The 16,898-nt window shown below is 63.0% G+C and carries 12 protein-coding genes and 1 pseudogene; 11 read left to right on the plus strand and 2 right to left on the minus strand.

Annotated features, from left to right (window positions below):
• The first annotated feature begins 10 nt into the window (after window positions 1-10).
• The gene (locus tag SynA15127_RS01000; RefSeq protein ID WP_186484665.1) at window positions 11-1,225 is read left to right on the plus strand and encodes a CCA tRNA nucleotidyltransferase; all 1,215 of its coding nucleotides are present in this window, start codon (window positions 11-13) and stop codon (window positions 1,223-1,225) included.
• Complete coding sequence (locus SynA15127_RS01005) at window positions 1,225-2,631, plus strand: hypothetical protein (RefSeq protein ID WP_186484666.1); 1,407 nt, start codon at window positions 1,225-1,227, stop codon at window positions 2,629-2,631. Before SynA15127_RS01000 ends, SynA15127_RS01005 begins: the two co-directional genes overlap by 1 nt.
• A 1-nt stretch (window position 2,632) precedes the next feature.
• Here the strand turns inward: SynA15127_RS01005 and selD are convergent, their stop codons facing one another.
• Both selD and galE read right to left on the minus strand, forming a co-directional pair.
• Complete coding sequence (selD, locus tag SynA15127_RS01010) at window positions 2,633-4,759, minus strand: selenide, water dikinase SelD (protein WP_186484667.1); 2,127 nt, start codon at window positions 4,757-4,759, stop codon at window positions 2,633-2,635.
• Entirely contained in the window at window positions 4,756-5,799 is a 1,044-nt protein-coding gene (gene galE / locus SynA15127_RS01015) for a UDP-glucose 4-epimerase GalE (protein ID WP_186484668.1), read from the minus strand. The genes selD and galE overlap by 4 nt, the downstream gene beginning before the upstream one ends.
• 127 nt (window positions 5,800-5,926) lie before the next feature.
• Between galE and SynA15127_RS01020 the strand changes: the two genes are divergently transcribed.
• The 9 genes and pseudogenes from SynA15127_RS01020 to SynA15127_RS01055 all read left to right on the plus strand — a co-directional run bounded on the left by SynA15127_RS01020 (window position 5,927) and on the right by SynA15127_RS01055 (window position 16,890).
• A complete protein-coding gene (locus SynA15127_RS01020; protein WP_255475530.1) occupies window positions 5,927-6,688 on the plus strand; it encodes a peptidylprolyl isomerase in 762 nt (253 codons plus the stop codon).
• Entirely contained in the window at window positions 6,685-9,642 is a 2,958-nt protein-coding gene (locus SynA15127_RS01025) for a peptidase domain-containing ABC transporter (RefSeq protein ID WP_186484669.1), read from the plus strand. Before SynA15127_RS01020 ends, SynA15127_RS01025 begins: the two co-directional genes overlap by 4 nt.
• A 2-nt stretch (window positions 9,643-9,644) precedes the next feature.
• Window positions 9,645-10,928, plus strand: a complete 1,284-nt coding sequence (locus tag SynA15127_RS01030) for an HlyD family secretion protein (protein ID WP_186484670.1) — start codon at window positions 9,645-9,647, stop codon at window positions 10,926-10,928.
• Between the two features lie 132 nt (window positions 10,929-11,060).
• A pseudogene (locus SynA15127_RS13645) lies at window positions 11,061-11,465 on the plus strand (glycosyl transferase family 1); the annotation flags it as partial.
• A gap of 90 nt (window positions 11,466-11,555) precedes the next feature.
• Window positions 11,556-12,188: a glycosyltransferase gene (locus tag SynA15127_RS13650; RefSeq protein ID WP_370594033.1), complete on the plus strand. Its 633-nt coding sequence runs from the start codon at window positions 11,556-11,558 to the stop codon at window positions 12,186-12,188.
• Window positions 12,189-12,223: 35 nt separating this feature from the next.
• On the plus strand, window positions 12,224-13,516 hold the full coding sequence (hisS, locus tag SynA15127_RS01040; RefSeq protein WP_186484672.1) for a histidine--tRNA ligase: 1,293 nt from the start codon (window positions 12,224-12,226) through the stop codon (window positions 13,514-13,516).
• Window position 13,517: 1 nt separating this feature from the next.
• Window positions 13,518-14,468 (plus strand): UDP-glucuronic acid decarboxylase family protein, encoded by a 951-nt coding sequence (locus tag SynA15127_RS01045; RefSeq protein WP_043694423.1) that lies wholly within the window; start codon window positions 13,518-13,520, stop codon window positions 14,466-14,468.
• On the plus strand, window positions 14,465-15,868 hold the full coding sequence (locus tag SynA15127_RS01050) for a nucleotide sugar dehydrogenase (protein WP_186484673.1): 1,404 nt from the start codon (window positions 14,465-14,467) through the stop codon (window positions 15,866-15,868). The genes SynA15127_RS01045 and SynA15127_RS01050 overlap by 4 nt, the downstream gene beginning before the upstream one ends.
• Complete coding sequence (locus SynA15127_RS01055; protein ID WP_186484674.1) at window positions 15,868-16,890, plus strand: NAD-dependent epimerase; 1,023 nt, start codon at window positions 15,868-15,870, stop codon at window positions 16,888-16,890. Before SynA15127_RS01050 ends, SynA15127_RS01055 begins: the two co-directional genes overlap by 1 nt.
• Window positions 16,891-16,898 lie beyond the last annotated feature (8 nt).

Here is a 16,898-nt window from a genome sequence, read left to right on the forward strand (position 1 = left end):
ACGCCGCGCCATGGACCTGCCGGGTGTGCCGAATGCTCTGCTGGATGCTCTCCGGGCTGCTTCCCGGGAGCTCGGCTGCGCTCATCTCGCTTTCGTCGGAGGGGTCGTGCGCGACGGACTGCTGCATCGACGCCACGGTGTGGCCTGGCGCGGAGTTCCGGATCTCGATCTCGTGGTGGAAGGGGACGCCCGCCAGCTCGCCCTTGCACTGCAGCGAATCTGCGGCTCGGAGCGCCTCACCGCCTGCCGGGAGCACGGCAGTTTCGGCACCGTCGAGCTCTGTCTGGACGGTGTGCTCCTGGATCTGGCGACGGCTCGCCGGGAGTCCTATCCCGCCCCCGGGGAGAATCCCGTCGTGCAGCCCGGCACCCTTCAGGCGGATCTGGTGCGGCGCGATTTCAGCATCAATGCGATGGCGTTCGATCTGATCTCCGGAGAACTGATTGACCCCCATGGGGGTCAGCGGGCTCTGCAGAAGCGTTCTCTGGAGTTGCTGCATCCCGGCAGCATCAGCGATGACCCCACCCGGGTCGTCCGAGCCGCCCGCTACGCAGCCCGTCTCGATTTCCATCTGGCCGATGACTCCCTTGAGCAGCTGCGTCAAACCATGGAGCGCTGGCCCTGGCGCTGGTCGACGAGGGATGTCAAGGGGAAGGCGCCCCCGGCGCTCTCCACCAGGCTGCGCATTGAACTGGACCGTCTGCTCCAGCGGGAACCCTGGGCGGAAGCTCTATCGCTTCTGCAAGGCTGGAGTGCGATGGCCCTTGTGGACCCTGCCATGCAGGATGATCTGCAATGGAGGCAGCGGTTGACGGGGGCCTGCCGACTTCGGGTGCCGCTGCTGCCGTCGCTGTTGCTGGGGGCAGCCGATCCGCTTGAAGTGGCGAAGCGACTCGACCTTCCAGGACAGCAAACAAAGGTGCTCGGACAGTGCCGGGATCTGCTGGCCTGGCTGCAGGAGCATGCACCTCCGCCAGGCGCACCACCCTCCCAGTGGTGCCGCGCGCTGGAAGGGAGCGGCTGGTCCGCTGAGGCCGTGGTGCTGGCGGTCTGTCATCGCCCTGCGGAGTGGAGGCTCCTGCTGCGCTGGTGGGGGCGCTGGCGCCATGTCCGCTCACCACTGACGGCCGCGGAACTGATCGATGCGGGTTGGTCCCCCGGTCCTGGACTCGGAGCCGAGCTCAGCCGGCTTCGTCTGCAGCGGATTGATCAGGAGGGGCGTTGATGCCACGACTGATCATGCTGCTGGTGTGCTCACTCTTCGCCATCAAGGCGCTGGTGCTGATCGATGCCACCGGTCTGTGGTCCGATGAGCTCTACAGCGTCGGAAAGAGTTTTCAACCAAGCCTGACGGGGTTGTTGGAGATGCTCCGCAACGACACCCACCCTCCTCTTTATTACATCGTGCTCTGGGTCTGGGGACAGGCTCTGGCTCAGACACCGCTAACTCTGCGGCTGATGTCCTGGCTGGCTTACCTGGCCGGAGCGGCGCTGGTGATGCGTCAGTCCGCGGCCATGGCTTCCCTTGGTTCCACCCGAACCGCGGTCTCTGTGGCGGCTCTGCTGATGATCTGCAGTCCCTACCCCATCCGGTTTTCGGTGGAGGGCAAGAGCTACGCCCTGCTGGTGGCCCTTGTGGCGCTGAGCTGGTGGTGTCGCCGTCGCTGGCTGGACGGCAGTGGTGCCGCCTGGACGTACGGGTTGAGTGTTGCTCTGGCAGCGCTGACGCATTTCTACGGAGCCTTCCTGTTTGCTGCGGCTGCAGGCTGGGACGGTTGGCAGCGCCGCTGGCCGCTGGCTCGGGCGGCGTTGATCGGACTGCTTCCGACAACGCTCTGGATCGTTTATGCCTCGACCTACCTGTTCAGCAGTCGCTCCGGCAGCTGGATCGGCTTTCCTGACTTTGCGTTGCTGGAAGACACCCTCGCCAGGGGTCTGGGTTGGTGGCCTCTGCCGCGACTGCTGGTGATGCTGGCGGTTGTGCTGCTGCTGCGTCGTCGGGGTCTGACAACGGATGGCGGGGAACTGGACCGGTCGGCACGATGGCGCCTGCTCGATCGGAGTGGCCTGATCCCCTCGGGACTGATGGTGCTTGCGGTGGTGCTGGTGTCTTTCCTCAAGCCACTGGCTTTCAGCCGTTACTTCGTGGTCTTGGTGCCTGCTGTCGTGACCTGGCTGGCGGTGGAGACAGCGGCTCTGTCGTTCAACCGCCTCGGGCGACGGCTGCTGGCCGTGATGGTCTCCCTGCTGTTGCTGGGCTGGTGGTTCCACAGCTTTCGCGAGATCCGGGCTGGCGGGGTGCGCGAGCAGAGCAATTTCCGCGCCGTCAGCCGCTTGACGGCCGGGATGACCGAGCGATTTTCACCGCGCCCGCGACTGTTCAACCTCAGCGATCGGATGGAAGGGGTTTCCCAGGTTCCCTGGGGAGATGAGGACGAGCTTGACGACCGTCTGAACGTCTTCCCTGCTCCCACCGTCATCTGGCTGGCTGCGTCTGGGCCCGAGCCGGTGATGCGCCGCCGGCTTCTCCCTCTCGAGCGGCGTGTGAGCCAGGCCGGCTATCGCTGTGAGGTCAGATCAGCCGAACTGGCCAATGCCAGGGTCCTCCTCTGTATCGCGGGGGAGACCTGAGTTACAGAACACAGCCGATCCGATGCCAGGAATGCAGGGATTCCAGCCGGATGGCCAGCGTTTCTGAACAGCCGATCAGCAGCGGCCCGCAGGTCTGCGGATCCACCAGCAGCTCCAGTAAAGCCCGATGGCGTGAACCTCCGATCCGGAGTCCCTCCAGGTTCAGATGGATCCTTGGGCCAGCCCCTCCGGCTGGTGCATCCAGCCAGTGCCAGGCACTGCGGTTTGCAGGGGCCAGGCTGCTGCAGTGACCGGCCTCCAGCAGTTCCAGAGCGCCGTTCAGGCTGGGGATCTTCACGGCATCCAGTTGCAGGCGACAGTCGTCGTCAAGCATTTCACCGAGATGTCCGAGCAGGCCGAACCCGGTGATGTCGGTGCAGGCATGCAGCTCCTCCTGTTCCGTTTCCTCGCGGAGCAGCTCCTCCAGGAGGGGGTGCTGGCTTGAGCCCATCATGCGCTCGGCACGGTCGAGATCCTCGGCGTCGGCAGCCCCCTGCATCGCGGCAGCGAACAGCACGCCGGTGCCGAGAGGACGGCTGAGCAGCAGTCGGTCGCCATGCCGCAGGCCTCGTTTGCTCCAACCGGTTCCGGTGTGTTTCCGCCGGACCTGACCATTGACGCAGAGGGTCACCTGCATCCCGAGCGAGGCCGGTGCCGGGGTCGGATGACGGGCCTCCAGGGTGTGCCCACCGATCAGCGCGGCTCCCTGAGGTTCCAGTGCCGATTGCAGGCCCGCCAGGGTCTGGCGCAGCAGCTCGGATTGCAGCGGGCTCGACAGGGCCGGAACGGTGATCACCGCCTGGGCACTGGTCACCATGGCTCCGCAAGCCCAGAGGTCGGAGCAGGCATGCAGAGCGGTCAACCGGGCGTTTCGCCACGGGTCGCTGAGCAGAGCTGGAAAGCCATCGACGCTCTGAAGCCAGTTTGAGCTTGCAGTTCCCGCTGGCAGCAGTTCAGCGGCATCCTCCGGTTGCTGCGCAGCGGAGCTGAGCCCCGACTCGGCAAGGGCTGCGGCGAGGGGAGAGGCTGCCAGCTTGGCGGCACAGCCTCGGCAGGCCATCGATGCGTCCGGATCGATGGAGTCCATCGTCTGCAGCTGCTGAAATCCCGCCATGAACCGGCGATCGATCCGCTGCTTCCACCACCAGAGCCATCGAAAGGGTCCCAGCCGCCAATGGCCTTTCAGGGCCAGGGCCTGTGGAGCTGATCCTGGAATTCCGAGCAGCTGCAGGGCCTGACGCTGCGGTCGCCAGGGTCGGGTGCTTCCGCCCCGGCATCGGGCTTCGAGATTCGCCGCCAGGGGCCTTGCTGACCGCACAGCCCAGACCCCTGATGCGGGCCGGGGATCGGATCGGATCACAGCACAGTCTCCACTGGCGAAGATCAGGGTCTCCCCTTCCACCTGCAGGTGGTGATCCGTGAGCAGCCGTCCGTTCTGATCCAACGGCAGACCGGTGGCCTGAAGCCAGCTGGGAGCACGACTTCCGGTGCAGTGGAGGGACGGTCCCGGCAAGGGTGCATCAGCTGGCTGAAGCTCGATCCGATGACGCTTCAGAACCTGCAGCACCCTTGTTTCCAGGCGCTTGGGAAACGCCTGCAGTCGCAGCGATCGTTCCGGCCAGCGGTGCCGCAGGGCTAACACCACTTCAACCGCCGCCAGCCCTGATCCGACGACGCAGAACGGCGCTGCATCCCCGGCCGGCTTCTTCAGATCCTCCGCTTCGAGAAAAGCCAGAGCGGGCTCCAGCGGTTTGATCGGAATTCCGCCTGTGGGTCTCGTCTCCGCACCCACATCGAGGCTGAGCAGTCCGAAGCGCAGGGGCGGTCGCTGCGAGAGTTCAAGCCGCTTGCCGGTGCGGTCTACGCCGGTGATCTCCGCGATCACCAGAGCGATCCCGGCACGATCCGCGAGACGCCTCAGATCGATCGCTGCGTCCTGCCGCTGATAGATCCCGGCAATCAACCCGGGCACCATTCCCGAGTACAGCGCGGTGCTGTGCCGGTTCACCAGAATCACGGGGCGCCTCGGTCTCCGCTCCGGGTGCATGGCCCAGCGGCGCAGCAGCAGGGCATGGCTGTGGCCGCCGCCCGCCAGCACCAGGGCATCCTCAGGGACGGCGGTCGTCATGAGCCGCTTCTGTACCCCATCGGATTCGCCAGCTGCCAGGCCCAGCCGTCGCGGCACATATCTTCCAGCGTCCGGCTGGCCTTCCACCCCAGCACCTCTGCTGCCTTGCGAGGACAGGCCTCGAGGCGGGGCACATCGCCCGGGCGACGTTCCACCATCCGTCTTGGGATGGTGAGGCCTGTGGCGGCTTCAAAACCGTTGACCACCTCAAGCACGGAAAGGCCGCGGCCTGTTCCGATGTTGAGGGTGAGATGCGTGGGGGTTGGCTGTCCGAGCAGATGGCGGAGGGTGCTGCTGTGGGCCTCCGCCAGATCCATCACGTGGAGGTAGTCGCGGATTCCGGTGCCGTCCGGTGTCGGATAGTCCTGTCCGAACACTTGAAGAGACTCCCGTCGTCCGGCGGCCACCTGGGTGATGAACGGGAACAGGTTGTTGGGGACGCCCAGGGGATCTTCTCCGATGTGCCCACTCGGATGAGCACCAACCGGATTGAAGTAACGGAGGCTGGCAATGCGCCAGGGGCTCACTCGGCAGAGTGCCTGCAGCATCGTTTCCACGGCGAGCTTCGTCTGGGCATAGGGATGCACGGGCGCTGTCGGTGTGTCCTCGCGCAGCGGGAACACCTCCGGTTCTCCGTACACCGTGGAGGTGCTGCTGAAGACGAGCGTGCGGCAACCGTGCCGCTCCATCGCTTCCGCCAGGCAACGGCTGCCGCTCAGGTTCACATCCCAGTAACGGAGAGGGTCGGCCACGGATTCCCCCACCGCCTTGAGCCCGGCGAAATGAATCACCCCATCCACAGCGCCTGGGGCGGCACCGAACACCCGCTCGAGATCCTCTGCGGAGCGCACATCCCCCTCCACCAGGGTCAGCGCTGCGTTGTCGTGGCGATCGGCCAGCTCAAGCACGCGCTGCATCGGTTCAGGGCTGCTGTTGCTGAAGTTGTCCAGCACCAGAAGGGAATGGCCCTCGTTCAACAGCACAAGACAGGTGTGACTGCCGATGAATCCCGCCCCACCCGTGATCAGAAATCGCGCCATTCCGCCTGGATCAGCCAAGGGTTTTGATGATTCTGCGCGGGAAACCGAACGATCGGGCAAGGTCTCCGACCATTGCGCTGAAAGGTCCTGAATCCGCCTCTATCTTTCGACGGGATCAGGAGATGACGTGGAAACCGGAACGACGGTTCAGGACCTGAGCCGCGTGATCAGTCCAGAGGGGCAGCAGCTCCTCGAGCACCACAACCTCTTGCGTCCGCTCATCGAGAAGATGGTGATCGACGAGACCACAGCGGCAGCGGTTGTTTCGGACGAGAAGCTGGCTGAAGCGAGGCTCGGTCTGCTGAAGCGCCGGGGATACACCTCCCTTGAGCAGTGGCCTGATCTCCTGACGGAACTCGGCAAGAGTGACGATGATCTCAGCGGCCAGTTGCTGCGCACCCTGCGCGTCAGTGCCATGGCCCGAGAGAAATTCGCACCGAAGGCTGAGGCCCGATTCCTGGAACGCAAGAACGAGCTCGACCAGGTTGTTTACAGCCTGCTCCGCCTAAGCAACCGTTTTCTGGCCAGGGAGCTTTATCTGCAGATCGAATCCGGTGAAGCCAACTTCGCTGATCTCGCGGGCCGTCATGCCGAAGGGCCTGAACGCAACACCAACGGAATCGTCGGACCAGTCCCGCTCACCCAGGCCCACCCGATTCTTGTGGAGAAGCTGAGGGTGGCGAAATCAGGGGACTTGCTGGAACCGTTCAAGGTCTCTGACTGGTGGCTGGTGGTCCGGCTGGAGCGCTATTCCCCCTCGACCTTCACCGACGAGGTCTCCGACGCCATGTGCAAGGAGATGTTCGACGCCTGGATCAACGAGCTGACCGCGTCTAGCTTGAGTCGCCTTCAGGGAGATGGCTCGGACGCCAGCGAGCAGACGTCATGACCCAGTCACCCCCCTTCCCCCTGCTTCAGCTGCCGGCGTTCAAGGATCTCAGCTCTGAGGGTGCCGCCCGGCTGCAGCAGGAGACGCGTGGCCTCAAGTTTGATCTCGGACATCAGCTGGTGGAGGACGGTGAGATTCCCGCCCGCGTGCTGGTGCTGTTGCAGGGCCAGGCCCGCCTGGTCGGTGAGCAGCGGGGACGCATGACCACGGTGGGCAAGTTCGGGCCGGGGAGCATCCTGGGAGCGGCAAGTCTGCTCTGCGGTCACCCCTGTGAGAACGTCGTCGCTGCCCAGGAGGTGGTGGCTGCGGCGATCCCGGATGAGACGTGGCTGCATCTGTACAAGACAGAGTCTAGTTTCCGCCGATGGTGCGATGGCCAGCTATGGCCTCAGGAACTGCAGTTCCTTCTAGAAACCCTGATCGCAGGCTCGGCCAATGCCGAGATTTCCTCGCTGCAGTTGCTTCAGACCCACTACAAGGCCTGTCGCCACTGCGCTCCGACCGCTGAAGCGATCCGAGCCGCTCAGGATGAGGGTGCCACGGTTTTCCTCTCCTCCTCCTGGGGAGAAGCCTCCCCTGGTCGTCTCGTTCAGGCCGACTCGGATCTGCCTCCGACCGATCGTTTCGCCCCCCGCCTGGTGGCTCTGCCTCAGGAGGTGATGGATGCCCTCGGGGGTGACGCCAGTCTCACCACCACTGCCAGCGCGGTGGAGGATGCATCGACGTCCACCTTGACGCTGCTGCCGGCCTCGGAGGAGGAGGGATCCCTGCCTCCCGTGAGCCATTACAGCCCGGAACGGAATGTGGTCGACAGCCTTCGACTGATCCGTGCCGACGGTCCGATCGATGAGACCTTGGCCTGTTTCCAGATGCTGGCGCAGCTGATGAAGCTGCCGTTCCGGCGCGATTCGATCGAGAAGGTGCTGCGCGACAACCTGCGGCGTGGCCTCACCCCCAATCTTCAGCTCTGCGGACAGCTGGCTGCCAGCCTCGGTCTGCATGTGATGGCCGCCCGGGTTCCGGCTTCAGCGGGTACCAGGCTTCAGGTTCCGTCGATGATTCCCTGGAAGGGGGGGTTCGCCCTTGTGGTTGCCAGCAACGAGCGCGGCCTGAAGTTTGCCTCTCCGAAGCACGGCATGGTGAGCCTGACGACTTCGGAACTGGAAACGAGCTTTCCCGAAGGCATCGAGCTGCTGCTGATGGAGCGCTCCAACGCGACGCCTGAGCAGAACTTCGGCCCCGGTTGGTTCTGGCCCGCTCTGAAGCGCTACCGCGGAGTGCTCACCCAGGTGCTGGCTGCGAGCTTCGTGGTTCAGCTCTTCACCCTGGCCAACCCGCTGTTGATTCAGGTGATCATCGACAAGGTGATCACGCAGCGAAGTCTCGACACACTGCAGGTTCTCGGTATCGCCCTTGTGGTGGTGACCATTCTGGAAGGTGTGCTCGGCAGCCTCAAGACCTTCCTGTTCGCTGAGACCACCAACCGAATCGATCAGCGCCTGGGAGCGGAAGTGATCGATCACCTGCTGCGTCTGCCCCTCGGGTACTTCGATCGGCGGCCCGTCGGGGAACTGGGCACGCGGGTCGCCGAGCTCGAGAAGATCAGGAACTTCCTGACAGGTCAGGCCCTGACGACGATTCTCGATGCGGCGTTTTCGGTCATCTACATCCTTGTGATGATCGTCTACAGCTGGCTGCTCACACTGATCGCCCTCTCGGTGCTGCCGATCCAGGTCGGAATGACGATTCTCGGAGCACCGCTGTTCCGTCGTCAGTTCCGCGCCGCCGCCGAGGAGAACGCCAAGACTCAGAGCCACCTGGTCGAGGTGCTCACCGGCATTCAGACGGTCAAGGCCCAGAACGTTGAAATGGTCAGCCGCTGGCGTTGGCAGGAGTTCTATTCCCAGTACATCGCGCGCACCTTCGAGAAGACGATCACCGGCACGGCTCTGAACCAGACCAGCCAGGTGCTGCAGAAGATCTCCCAGTTGATGGTGTTGTGGGTCGGTGCCTCGATGGTGCTGAAAGGAGAGCTGACTCTCGGTCAGCTGATCGCTTTCCGGATCATCTCCGGCTATGTGACCCAGCCGTTGTTGCGTCTGTCCACGATCTGGCAGCAGATCCAGGAGCTTCGGGTGAGCTTTGAACGCCTTGCCGATGTCATCGACACTCCTGAAGAATCCGATGAGGTGGATAAATCAAAAGTGATGCTTCCGCCTCTGGAAGGTCAGGTGCGCTTCGAGAATCTCTCGTTCCGATTCCGGCCCGGCCAGCCGGAAGTTCTCAAGGACGTCAACCTTGAGATCAAGCCCGGCACCTTTGTCGGCATCGTCGGGCAGAGCGGCAGCGGCAAGAGCACTCTGATGAAGCTTCTGCCTCGTCTCTATTCCCCTGAGGAGGGCAGAATTCTCATCGATGGTTACGACATCGACAAGGTCGAGCTGTATTCCCTGCGTCGCCAGATCGGCATCGTTCCGCAGGATCCTCTGCTGTTCAGCGGCACCGTGAGCGAGAACATCGCTCTCACCAATCCTGAGGCTTCCAGTGAGGAGATCGTGCGTGCGGCGCGTCTGGCCAATGCCCATGACTTCATCATGGAACTACCCAGCGGATACAGCACCTCCGTCGGTGAGCGCGGGGCATCTCTCAGCGGTGGACAGCGACAGCGCGTGGCGATCGCCCGCACGCTGCTGAGCAATCCGAAGCTGCTGGTGATGGATGAAGCCACCAGCGCACTGGACTACGAAACCGAACGCAAGGTTTGCGACAACCTTCTCGAGAATCTCAATGACCGCACCGTGTTCTTCATCACCCACCGCCTGTCGACCATCCGCAATGCGGACATCATCGTGATGCTGGATAAGGGCGCTGTTGTTGAACTCGGTACCCATGAGGAACTGATGAATCACCGGGGTCGTTATTTCGCCCTATACCGCCAGCAGGGGGACGCCTGACCATGAAACTCAACCCTTTTAAACGCGATGATTCCACCGGCGTGGCGCAGCCGACCAACGGTGTGCAGGACGTGAACGGCGAAACAGTGTCGATCACTCGATTCGATGAGTCCGTGCTTCAGCAGGGGCGCTTCTGGATGCGCACCGTCACATGGACGCTGATCGGCACTACGGTGTTCGGTGTGGCCTGGTTGGCTCTCGCGAGAACCGAAGAGATCGTCGTGGCGACAGGAAAGTTGGAGCCGATCGGCTCGGTGAAGGACATTCAGATGCCTGTCGGGGGCGTTGCTGACGAAATCCTGGTCAAGGAGGGGGAGCAGGTGAAAGCCGGGCAGGTGTTGATGAAACTGGACACCGAAGCGAGTGAAGAGCAGCAGCGATCTCTTCAGACCCAGATGCAGGCGCTTCAGAACAATCTTCAACTCAAGGACGTTGAACTGAGTCTGAAACGCAAGGAGCTCCGTGATTACCTCGCCATGAATCGAGAGGAGGTGGCTATGCTCGAGAAAAATCTCGTTCTGGCCTCGGACATCCTCGGACGTCTGGAGGAACTGGCCCGCCAGGGAGCCACGCCGGAGCTGCAACTGCTTCAGCAGAGAAACACCGTTGAGGAGACCCGTGGTCGCCTGATGCAGACCCGCGTCGATCGGGACAGACAATCAGCCATCCTCAAACAGAACATCACGCAACTGCAGCAGGCGATCCAGCAGACCCGGTCCCAGGAGGCTGATCTGAAGGCCAAGCTTGCAGAAACGCGTGTGACCCTGCGGTATCAGCAGCTCAAATCCCCGGTGGATGGCGTGGTGTTTGATCTCAAGCCCACGTCCACCGGATTCACAGCCCAGTCCACCCAGACGGTGATGAAAGTCGTTCCTTATGGTTCCTTGGAGGCGAAAGTTGAGGTGCCGAGCAACAAGATCGGCTTCGTCAAACTTCCTCAGGGACAGGAGGGCAAGCCGGGTTGCCCGCAGGATCTCTCGATCTGCATGGATGCAGACATCAGCATCGATTCCTATCCGTCAACCGATTTCGGTGTGCTGAATGGCAAGGTCACCAAGATCGGTTCCGATGCTCTGCCTCCGGACCCTCAGGAACAGCGTGAACAACTCAGCTTTCCGGTCACCGTTGAACTGCAGCAACAGCAGTTGAAACTCAAGAGCGGCACGTCACTCCCTCTGCAGGTGGGTATGAGCCTCACGGCGAACATCAAGCTGCGCAAGGTTTCTTATCTGCAACTGCTGCTCGGCGAATTCCAGGACAAGGCGGAATCGCTTCAGCGCCTCTGATGGGATGAGATGAGAGTTCTTTTTGTTCATCAGAACTTTCCTGGTCAATACATACATATCGTTCAGAGGCTGGCGCAACAGGGTAACCATCAGATTGTTGCTCTCGGAATCCAGTCGATGGATACCAGTCGCATGGTTCCCGATTCTGTTCATTATTTTCGTTATCCACTGAAGCGCGGCAATGCTGAAAATGCGCATCCGCTCGTGGTGGAGACAGAATCGAAGGTGATTCGAGCCGAGGCCGTTGCAGAGGCCGCTTGGCGTTTGAAGGGAAAGGGATTTGTTCCCGATCTGATCTGTGTGCACCCAGGTTGGGGCGAAGCTCTGTTTCTGCGAACCGTATGGCCTGAGGTTCCGATGCTCAGTTATCAGGAATTCTTTTATCAGGAGCATGGTTTTGACACCAATTTTGACTCCGAGTTTGAGTCCGAACGTGATTGGCAGAGGAAGGCAAAATTGATCATGAAAAATGCTTATCTGCACGTCACGCTGGAGCAATCAACCTGGAATATCTCGCCAACGCACTTTCAGGCGAGCAGCTTCCCGGAGCATTGGCGCAGACGGATCAGCGTCATTCATGACGGGGTGGACATGGCCCGCGCGGTGCCGGACCCTTCGCCTGCGCCCATGACCCTGCCTGATGGCACTCGGCTTGAGGCAGGCCAGCCCGTCGTCACTTTCGTGAACCGACGATTGGAGCCATACCGCGGCTGCCATACCTTCATCCGGGCCCTGCCTGCTCTTCAGAAGCGCTGTCCGGATGCCCGGATCATCGTTGTCGGCGAGACCACCGGGGTCAGCTACGGAGCGGCCTGCCCGGACGGCGAGTGGCGTGATCGTTTCCTGGCGGAGATCGAGGGGCGATACGACCCGTCGAGGGTGCATTTCACCGGCACGCTCCCGTACAGCTCATTTATCCCACTGCTCCAGCTGAGTGCCTGTCATGTGTATCTCACCTACCCCTTCGTGATGAGCTGGAGCCTGCTGGAGGCGATGGCCTGCGGTTGTGCCGTCGTCGGCTCCGATACGGCTCCGGTTCGCGAGGTGATTCGCGATGGTCACAGCGGTTTGCTCGTGAACTTCTTCGCTCCAGGGGATCTGGCGGAGGCCGTCGCCGAACTTCTGCAGAACCGGCCGAGGGCCAGAGCTCTCGGAGAAGCCGCCCGTCGCCATGTGGAACAGCTTTATGACCGGGAGGTGTGTGTTGCCCGGCAGCTGGCGCTGATGGATCTGGTGGCCAGCGGCAGCATCGTCGGCTGAAACGGCAAACTGAGGCGCTGTTCCGATCTGATGCCGTGTCGCAGCTGCAGAGCCTCAGAGGCATGGTGGATCTCTTGCCGCAGGCTCTGGAGCGCTGGCAGGCGGTGGAAGCCGTTGCCCGTGAGCACTTGCGCCGTTCCGGATTCGGCGAGATCCGTACGCCGCTCCTGGAAACCACCGACCTGTTCTGCCGCGGCATCGGCGAAGGCACCGATGTGGTGGGCAAGGAGATGTACAGCTTCACCGATCGCGGTGAGCGGGCCTGCACGCTGCGGCCGGAGGGAACCGCATCGGTGGTGCGTGCGGCGCTGCAGCACGGACTGTTGAGCCAGGGCGCCCAGAAGCTCTGGTATACCGGCCCGATGTTCCGCTACGAGCGGCCCCAGGCCGGACGACAGCGTCAGTTTCACCAGATCGGTGTGGAGTGGCTGGGGGCGGAGAGTGCCCGCAGTGATGTGGAAGTGATCGCTTTGGCCTGGGATCTGCTGGCCAGCCTCGGAGTCGGCGGGTTGGAGCTGGAGCTCAACAGCCTCGGTTCGGCGCACGACCGTCAGGCCTATCGCAAGGCCCTGGTGGATTGGCTGGAGCAGCGGCTGGAGCAGCTGGATGAGGACTCCCGCGCGCGATTGAGCAGCAATCCGCTGCGGATTCTTGACTCCAAGAACAAGGACACCCAGGCCTTGCTGGAGCAGGCGCCAACCCTGGCTGATGCCCTCAGCCCCGAGAGCCGCTTGCGGTTTGAGGCCGTCCAGCAAGGGCTGACCGCCCTGAGCATTCCCTACCGACTCAATCCGCGGTTGGTGCGGGGCCTGGACTACTACAGCCACACCGCCTTTGAGATCACCAGCGACGAGCTGGGCGCCCAGGCCACCGTCTGCGGTGGCGGTCGGTACGACGGCCTGATTGCTCAGCTCGGTGGATCCGCCACACCGGCCATCGGCTGGGCCCTTGGGATGGAGCGGCTATTGCTGGTGCTGGAGGCGGCCGCCAAAGCGGATCCGAACGGGCTGGCGGCTCGGTTGGTGGGTTCGTCCGCCCCAGATGCCTACGTGGTCAATCGCGGCGACCAGGCAGAGACCATGGCTCTGACGCTTGCTCGTGGTCTGCGGGCTGCTGGCCTGACCGTCGAACTGGACGGTTCGGGATCGGCTTTCGGCAAGCAGTTCAAACGGGCGGATCGTTGCGGTGCCCGTTGGGCCCTGGTGCTGGGTGACGACGAGGCGGACCGTGCTGAGGTGCGGCTGAAGCCGTTGCTCGGTCAGGGTGAGGAGGTCAGCTGGGCAGTGGCGGAGATTGCCGCCATCGTGGACGTGCTGCGCAGCCCCTGAGATGCGGATTCATCTCGTCACCGGCGGGGCCGGGTTCCTGGGCTCCCATCTGATTGATCGGTTGATGGAGGCGGGTGAGGAGGTGATCTGCCTCGATAACTACTTCACGGGCCGCAAGCGCAACATCGAGCGCTGGATCCGCCATCCCCGTTTCGAGCTCATCCGCCACGACGTCACGGAGCCCATCAAGTTGGAGGTGGATCGGATCTGGCATCTGGCCTGTCCGGCTTCGCCGATTCACTACCAAACGAATCCTGTGAAAACGGCCAAGACCAGTTTTCTTGGCACTTACAACATGCTCGGCCTGGCCAGGCGGGTGGGAGCTCGGCTGCTGTTGGCCAGCACTAGTGAGGTGTACGGCGACCCGGAGGTGCATCCTCAGCCGGAGAGTTACCGGGGCTGCGTCAATCCGATCGGGATCCGCAGCTGTTACGACGAAGGCAAACGCATCGCCGAGACCCTCTGCTTCGACTATCAGCGCATGAATGGCGTGGAGGTGCGGGTGGCACGGATCTTCAACACCTATGGCCCGCGCATGCTGATCGATGACGGTCGGGTGGTTGGCAATTTCATCGTGCAGGCGCTGAGAGGTCAGCCCCTGACCGTCTTCGGCGATGGTTCCCAGACCCGTTCGTTCTGTTACGTCAGCGATCTGATTGAAGGGCTGATCCGCTTGATGAACGGTGACGGCACCGGTCCGATGAATCTCGGAAATCCAGGGGAGTTCACCATTCGTCAGTTGGCGGAGTTGGTGCGGGATCGCATCGATCCTGATTTGCCGCTGATCGAAAAGCCGTTGCCGCAGGACGACCCCCGTCAGCGACGCCCTCTGATCGATCTGGCAAGGCAGGAGCTGGGCTGGCAGCCGACTGTGCCACTGGAGCAGGGACTGGGCCCGACCATCGACTCCTTCCGTAAGGTCCTCGAACTTGAGGTGGATCTGCGCGCGTGACGGTTCAACGCATCTGCTGCATCGGCGCGGGCTATGTCGGCGGGCCGACGATGGCGGTGATCGCCGACCGCTGCCCGGAGATCCAGGTGACGGTGGTGGACATCAACCAGTCGCGCATCGATGCCTGGAACGATGCCGATCTCAGCAAGCTTCCTGTCTACGAGCCGGGTCTTGATGCGGTTGTGGGTCGGGCCCGAGGCCGCAACCTCAGCTTCTCCACGGCGGTGGAAGCCACCGTCGCGGCGGCGGACATGGTGTTCATTTCGGTGAACACCCCCACCAAGACCAAGGGGCTCGGAGCCGGGCAGGCCAGTGACCTGCGCTGGGTGGAAGCCTGTGCCCGCACCGTCGCTAAGGCGGCGACGGGACACACGATCGTGGTGGAGAAGAGCACGCTGCCGGTGCGCACGGCTGCGGCGATCAAGACGATCCTGGAGGCAGCCCAGGCGGATGATCAGGGCCGCAGCTTCTCGGTGCTCTCCAATCCTGAGTTCCTGGCTGAAGGCACGGCGATCCGGGATCTGGAATCGCCCGACCGGGTGCTGATCGGCGGCGAGGACCCGGAGTCCATTGAGTCTCTGGCGGCGGTGTACAGCCACTGGGTGCCGCAGCAGCAGATCCTGCGCACCAATCTCTGGAGCAGTGAACTCTCCAAGCTCACGGCCAATGCGTTCCTGGCTCAGCGGATCAGTTCGATCAATTCGATCGCGGCCTTCTGCGAAGCCAGTGGCGCTGATGTGCGCGAAGTAGCGCGGGCGATCGGCACCGACAGTCGCATCGGGCCCAAGTTTCTCAACGCCGGCCCAGGGTTCGGCGGCAGCTGCTTCCAGAAGGACATCCTCAACCTGGTTTACCTCTGCCGCCACTTCGGCCTGCCGGAGGTGGCTGATTACTGGGAGAGCGTGGTGGCTCTCAACACCTGGCAGCAGCACCGGATCGCGCGGCTGGTGGTGCAGAAGCTGTTCGGCACGGTGACCGGCAAGCGGTTGGCGATCCTCGGTTTCGCTTTCAAGGCGGACACCAACGACACCCGCGAGGCGCCGGCGATCCGCATCTGCGCTGATCTGCTGGAGGAGGGAGCGCAGCTGGCCATCCACGATCCCAAGGTGGACCCGGTTCAGATCGCCCGTGATCTGAAGCAGGAGGCGGCAGCGGCGGCAGACGCTCTCAGCGGGACGGGCAGCTGGGCTCTGGCGGGTTCCGTGGAAGAGGCTGTCAGCGGTGCAGATGCGGTGCTGATCCTCACGGAGTGGCGTCAGTACCGCCAGCTGAACTGGGCCGATCTGGCCGCTCGGATGCGCCGACCGGCCTGGGTGTTCGATTCCCGCGCGGTGAGTGATCCGCATCAGGTGCGCGCCGCCGGTCTCAGTTTCTGGCGTGTCGGGGACGGCGAGGGCTGATGGCGCGCACGGTTCTGGTCACCGGTGCTGCCGGCTTCATCGGTGCTGCGCTCTCACAGCGGCTGCTGGCGCAGGGTGATCGGGTGGTTGGACTCGACAACCTCAACAGCTACTACGACCCGGCCTTGAAACAGGCCCGTCTGCGCCAGATCGAGGCCATCGCTCCGGCTGGAGCCTGGCGGTTTGAGCCGATGGCGCTGGAGGATGGTGAGGCCCTGATGGCCCTGTTCGCGGCGGAGCGGCCGCAGGTGGTGGTGAATCTGGCGGCCCAGGCAGGGGTCCGTTATTCGCTTGAGAATCCGGCGGCCTACATCCAGAGCAACCTTGTGGGTTTCGGCCACATCCTGGAGGGCTGCCGGCACCACGCGGTTGGGAACCTGGTGTATGCCTCCAGCAGTTCGGTGTACGGCGGCAACCGCAATTTGCCTTTTCACGAGCGGCAGCCGGTGAACCATCCGGTGAGTCTCTACGCCGCCAGCAAGAAGGCCAATGAGCTGATGGCGCACACCTACAGCCATCTCTACGGTCTGCCAGCGACCGGCCTGCGCTTTTTCACGGTGTACGGGCCGTGGGGACGGCCTGACATGGCCCCAATGTTGTTTGCCCGGGCGATCCTGGCCGGCGAGCCGATCAAGGTGTTCAACCATGGCCGGATGCAGCGCGACTTCACCTACATCGACGACATCGTCGAGGGAGTGCTGCGTTGCTGCGACAAGCCGGCCACCGTGAACCCCGACTTTGATTCGCTGCAGCCGGATCCGGCGACGGCGGCTGCGCCCCACCGGGTGTTCAACATCGGCAACAGCCAGCCCACGGAGCTGCTGCGCTTCATCGAGGTGATGGAGGAAGCCCTGGGACGAGAGGCGATCAAGGATTTTCAGCCGATGCAACCGGGAGATGTGGTGGCTACAGCTGCCGATACCCAGGCTCTTGAACAGTGGGTGGGCTTTCGCCCCAGCACGGCGATTGAAACCGGAGTGGAATGTTTCGCCCGGTGGTACCGCGATTTTTACAAGGTCTGAGATTCAGG

It is taken from the genome of Synechococcus sp. A15-127 (assembly GCF_014280215.1).
Lineage (GTDB): Bacteria > Cyanobacteriota > Cyanobacteriia > PCC-6307 > Cyanobiaceae > Parasynechococcus.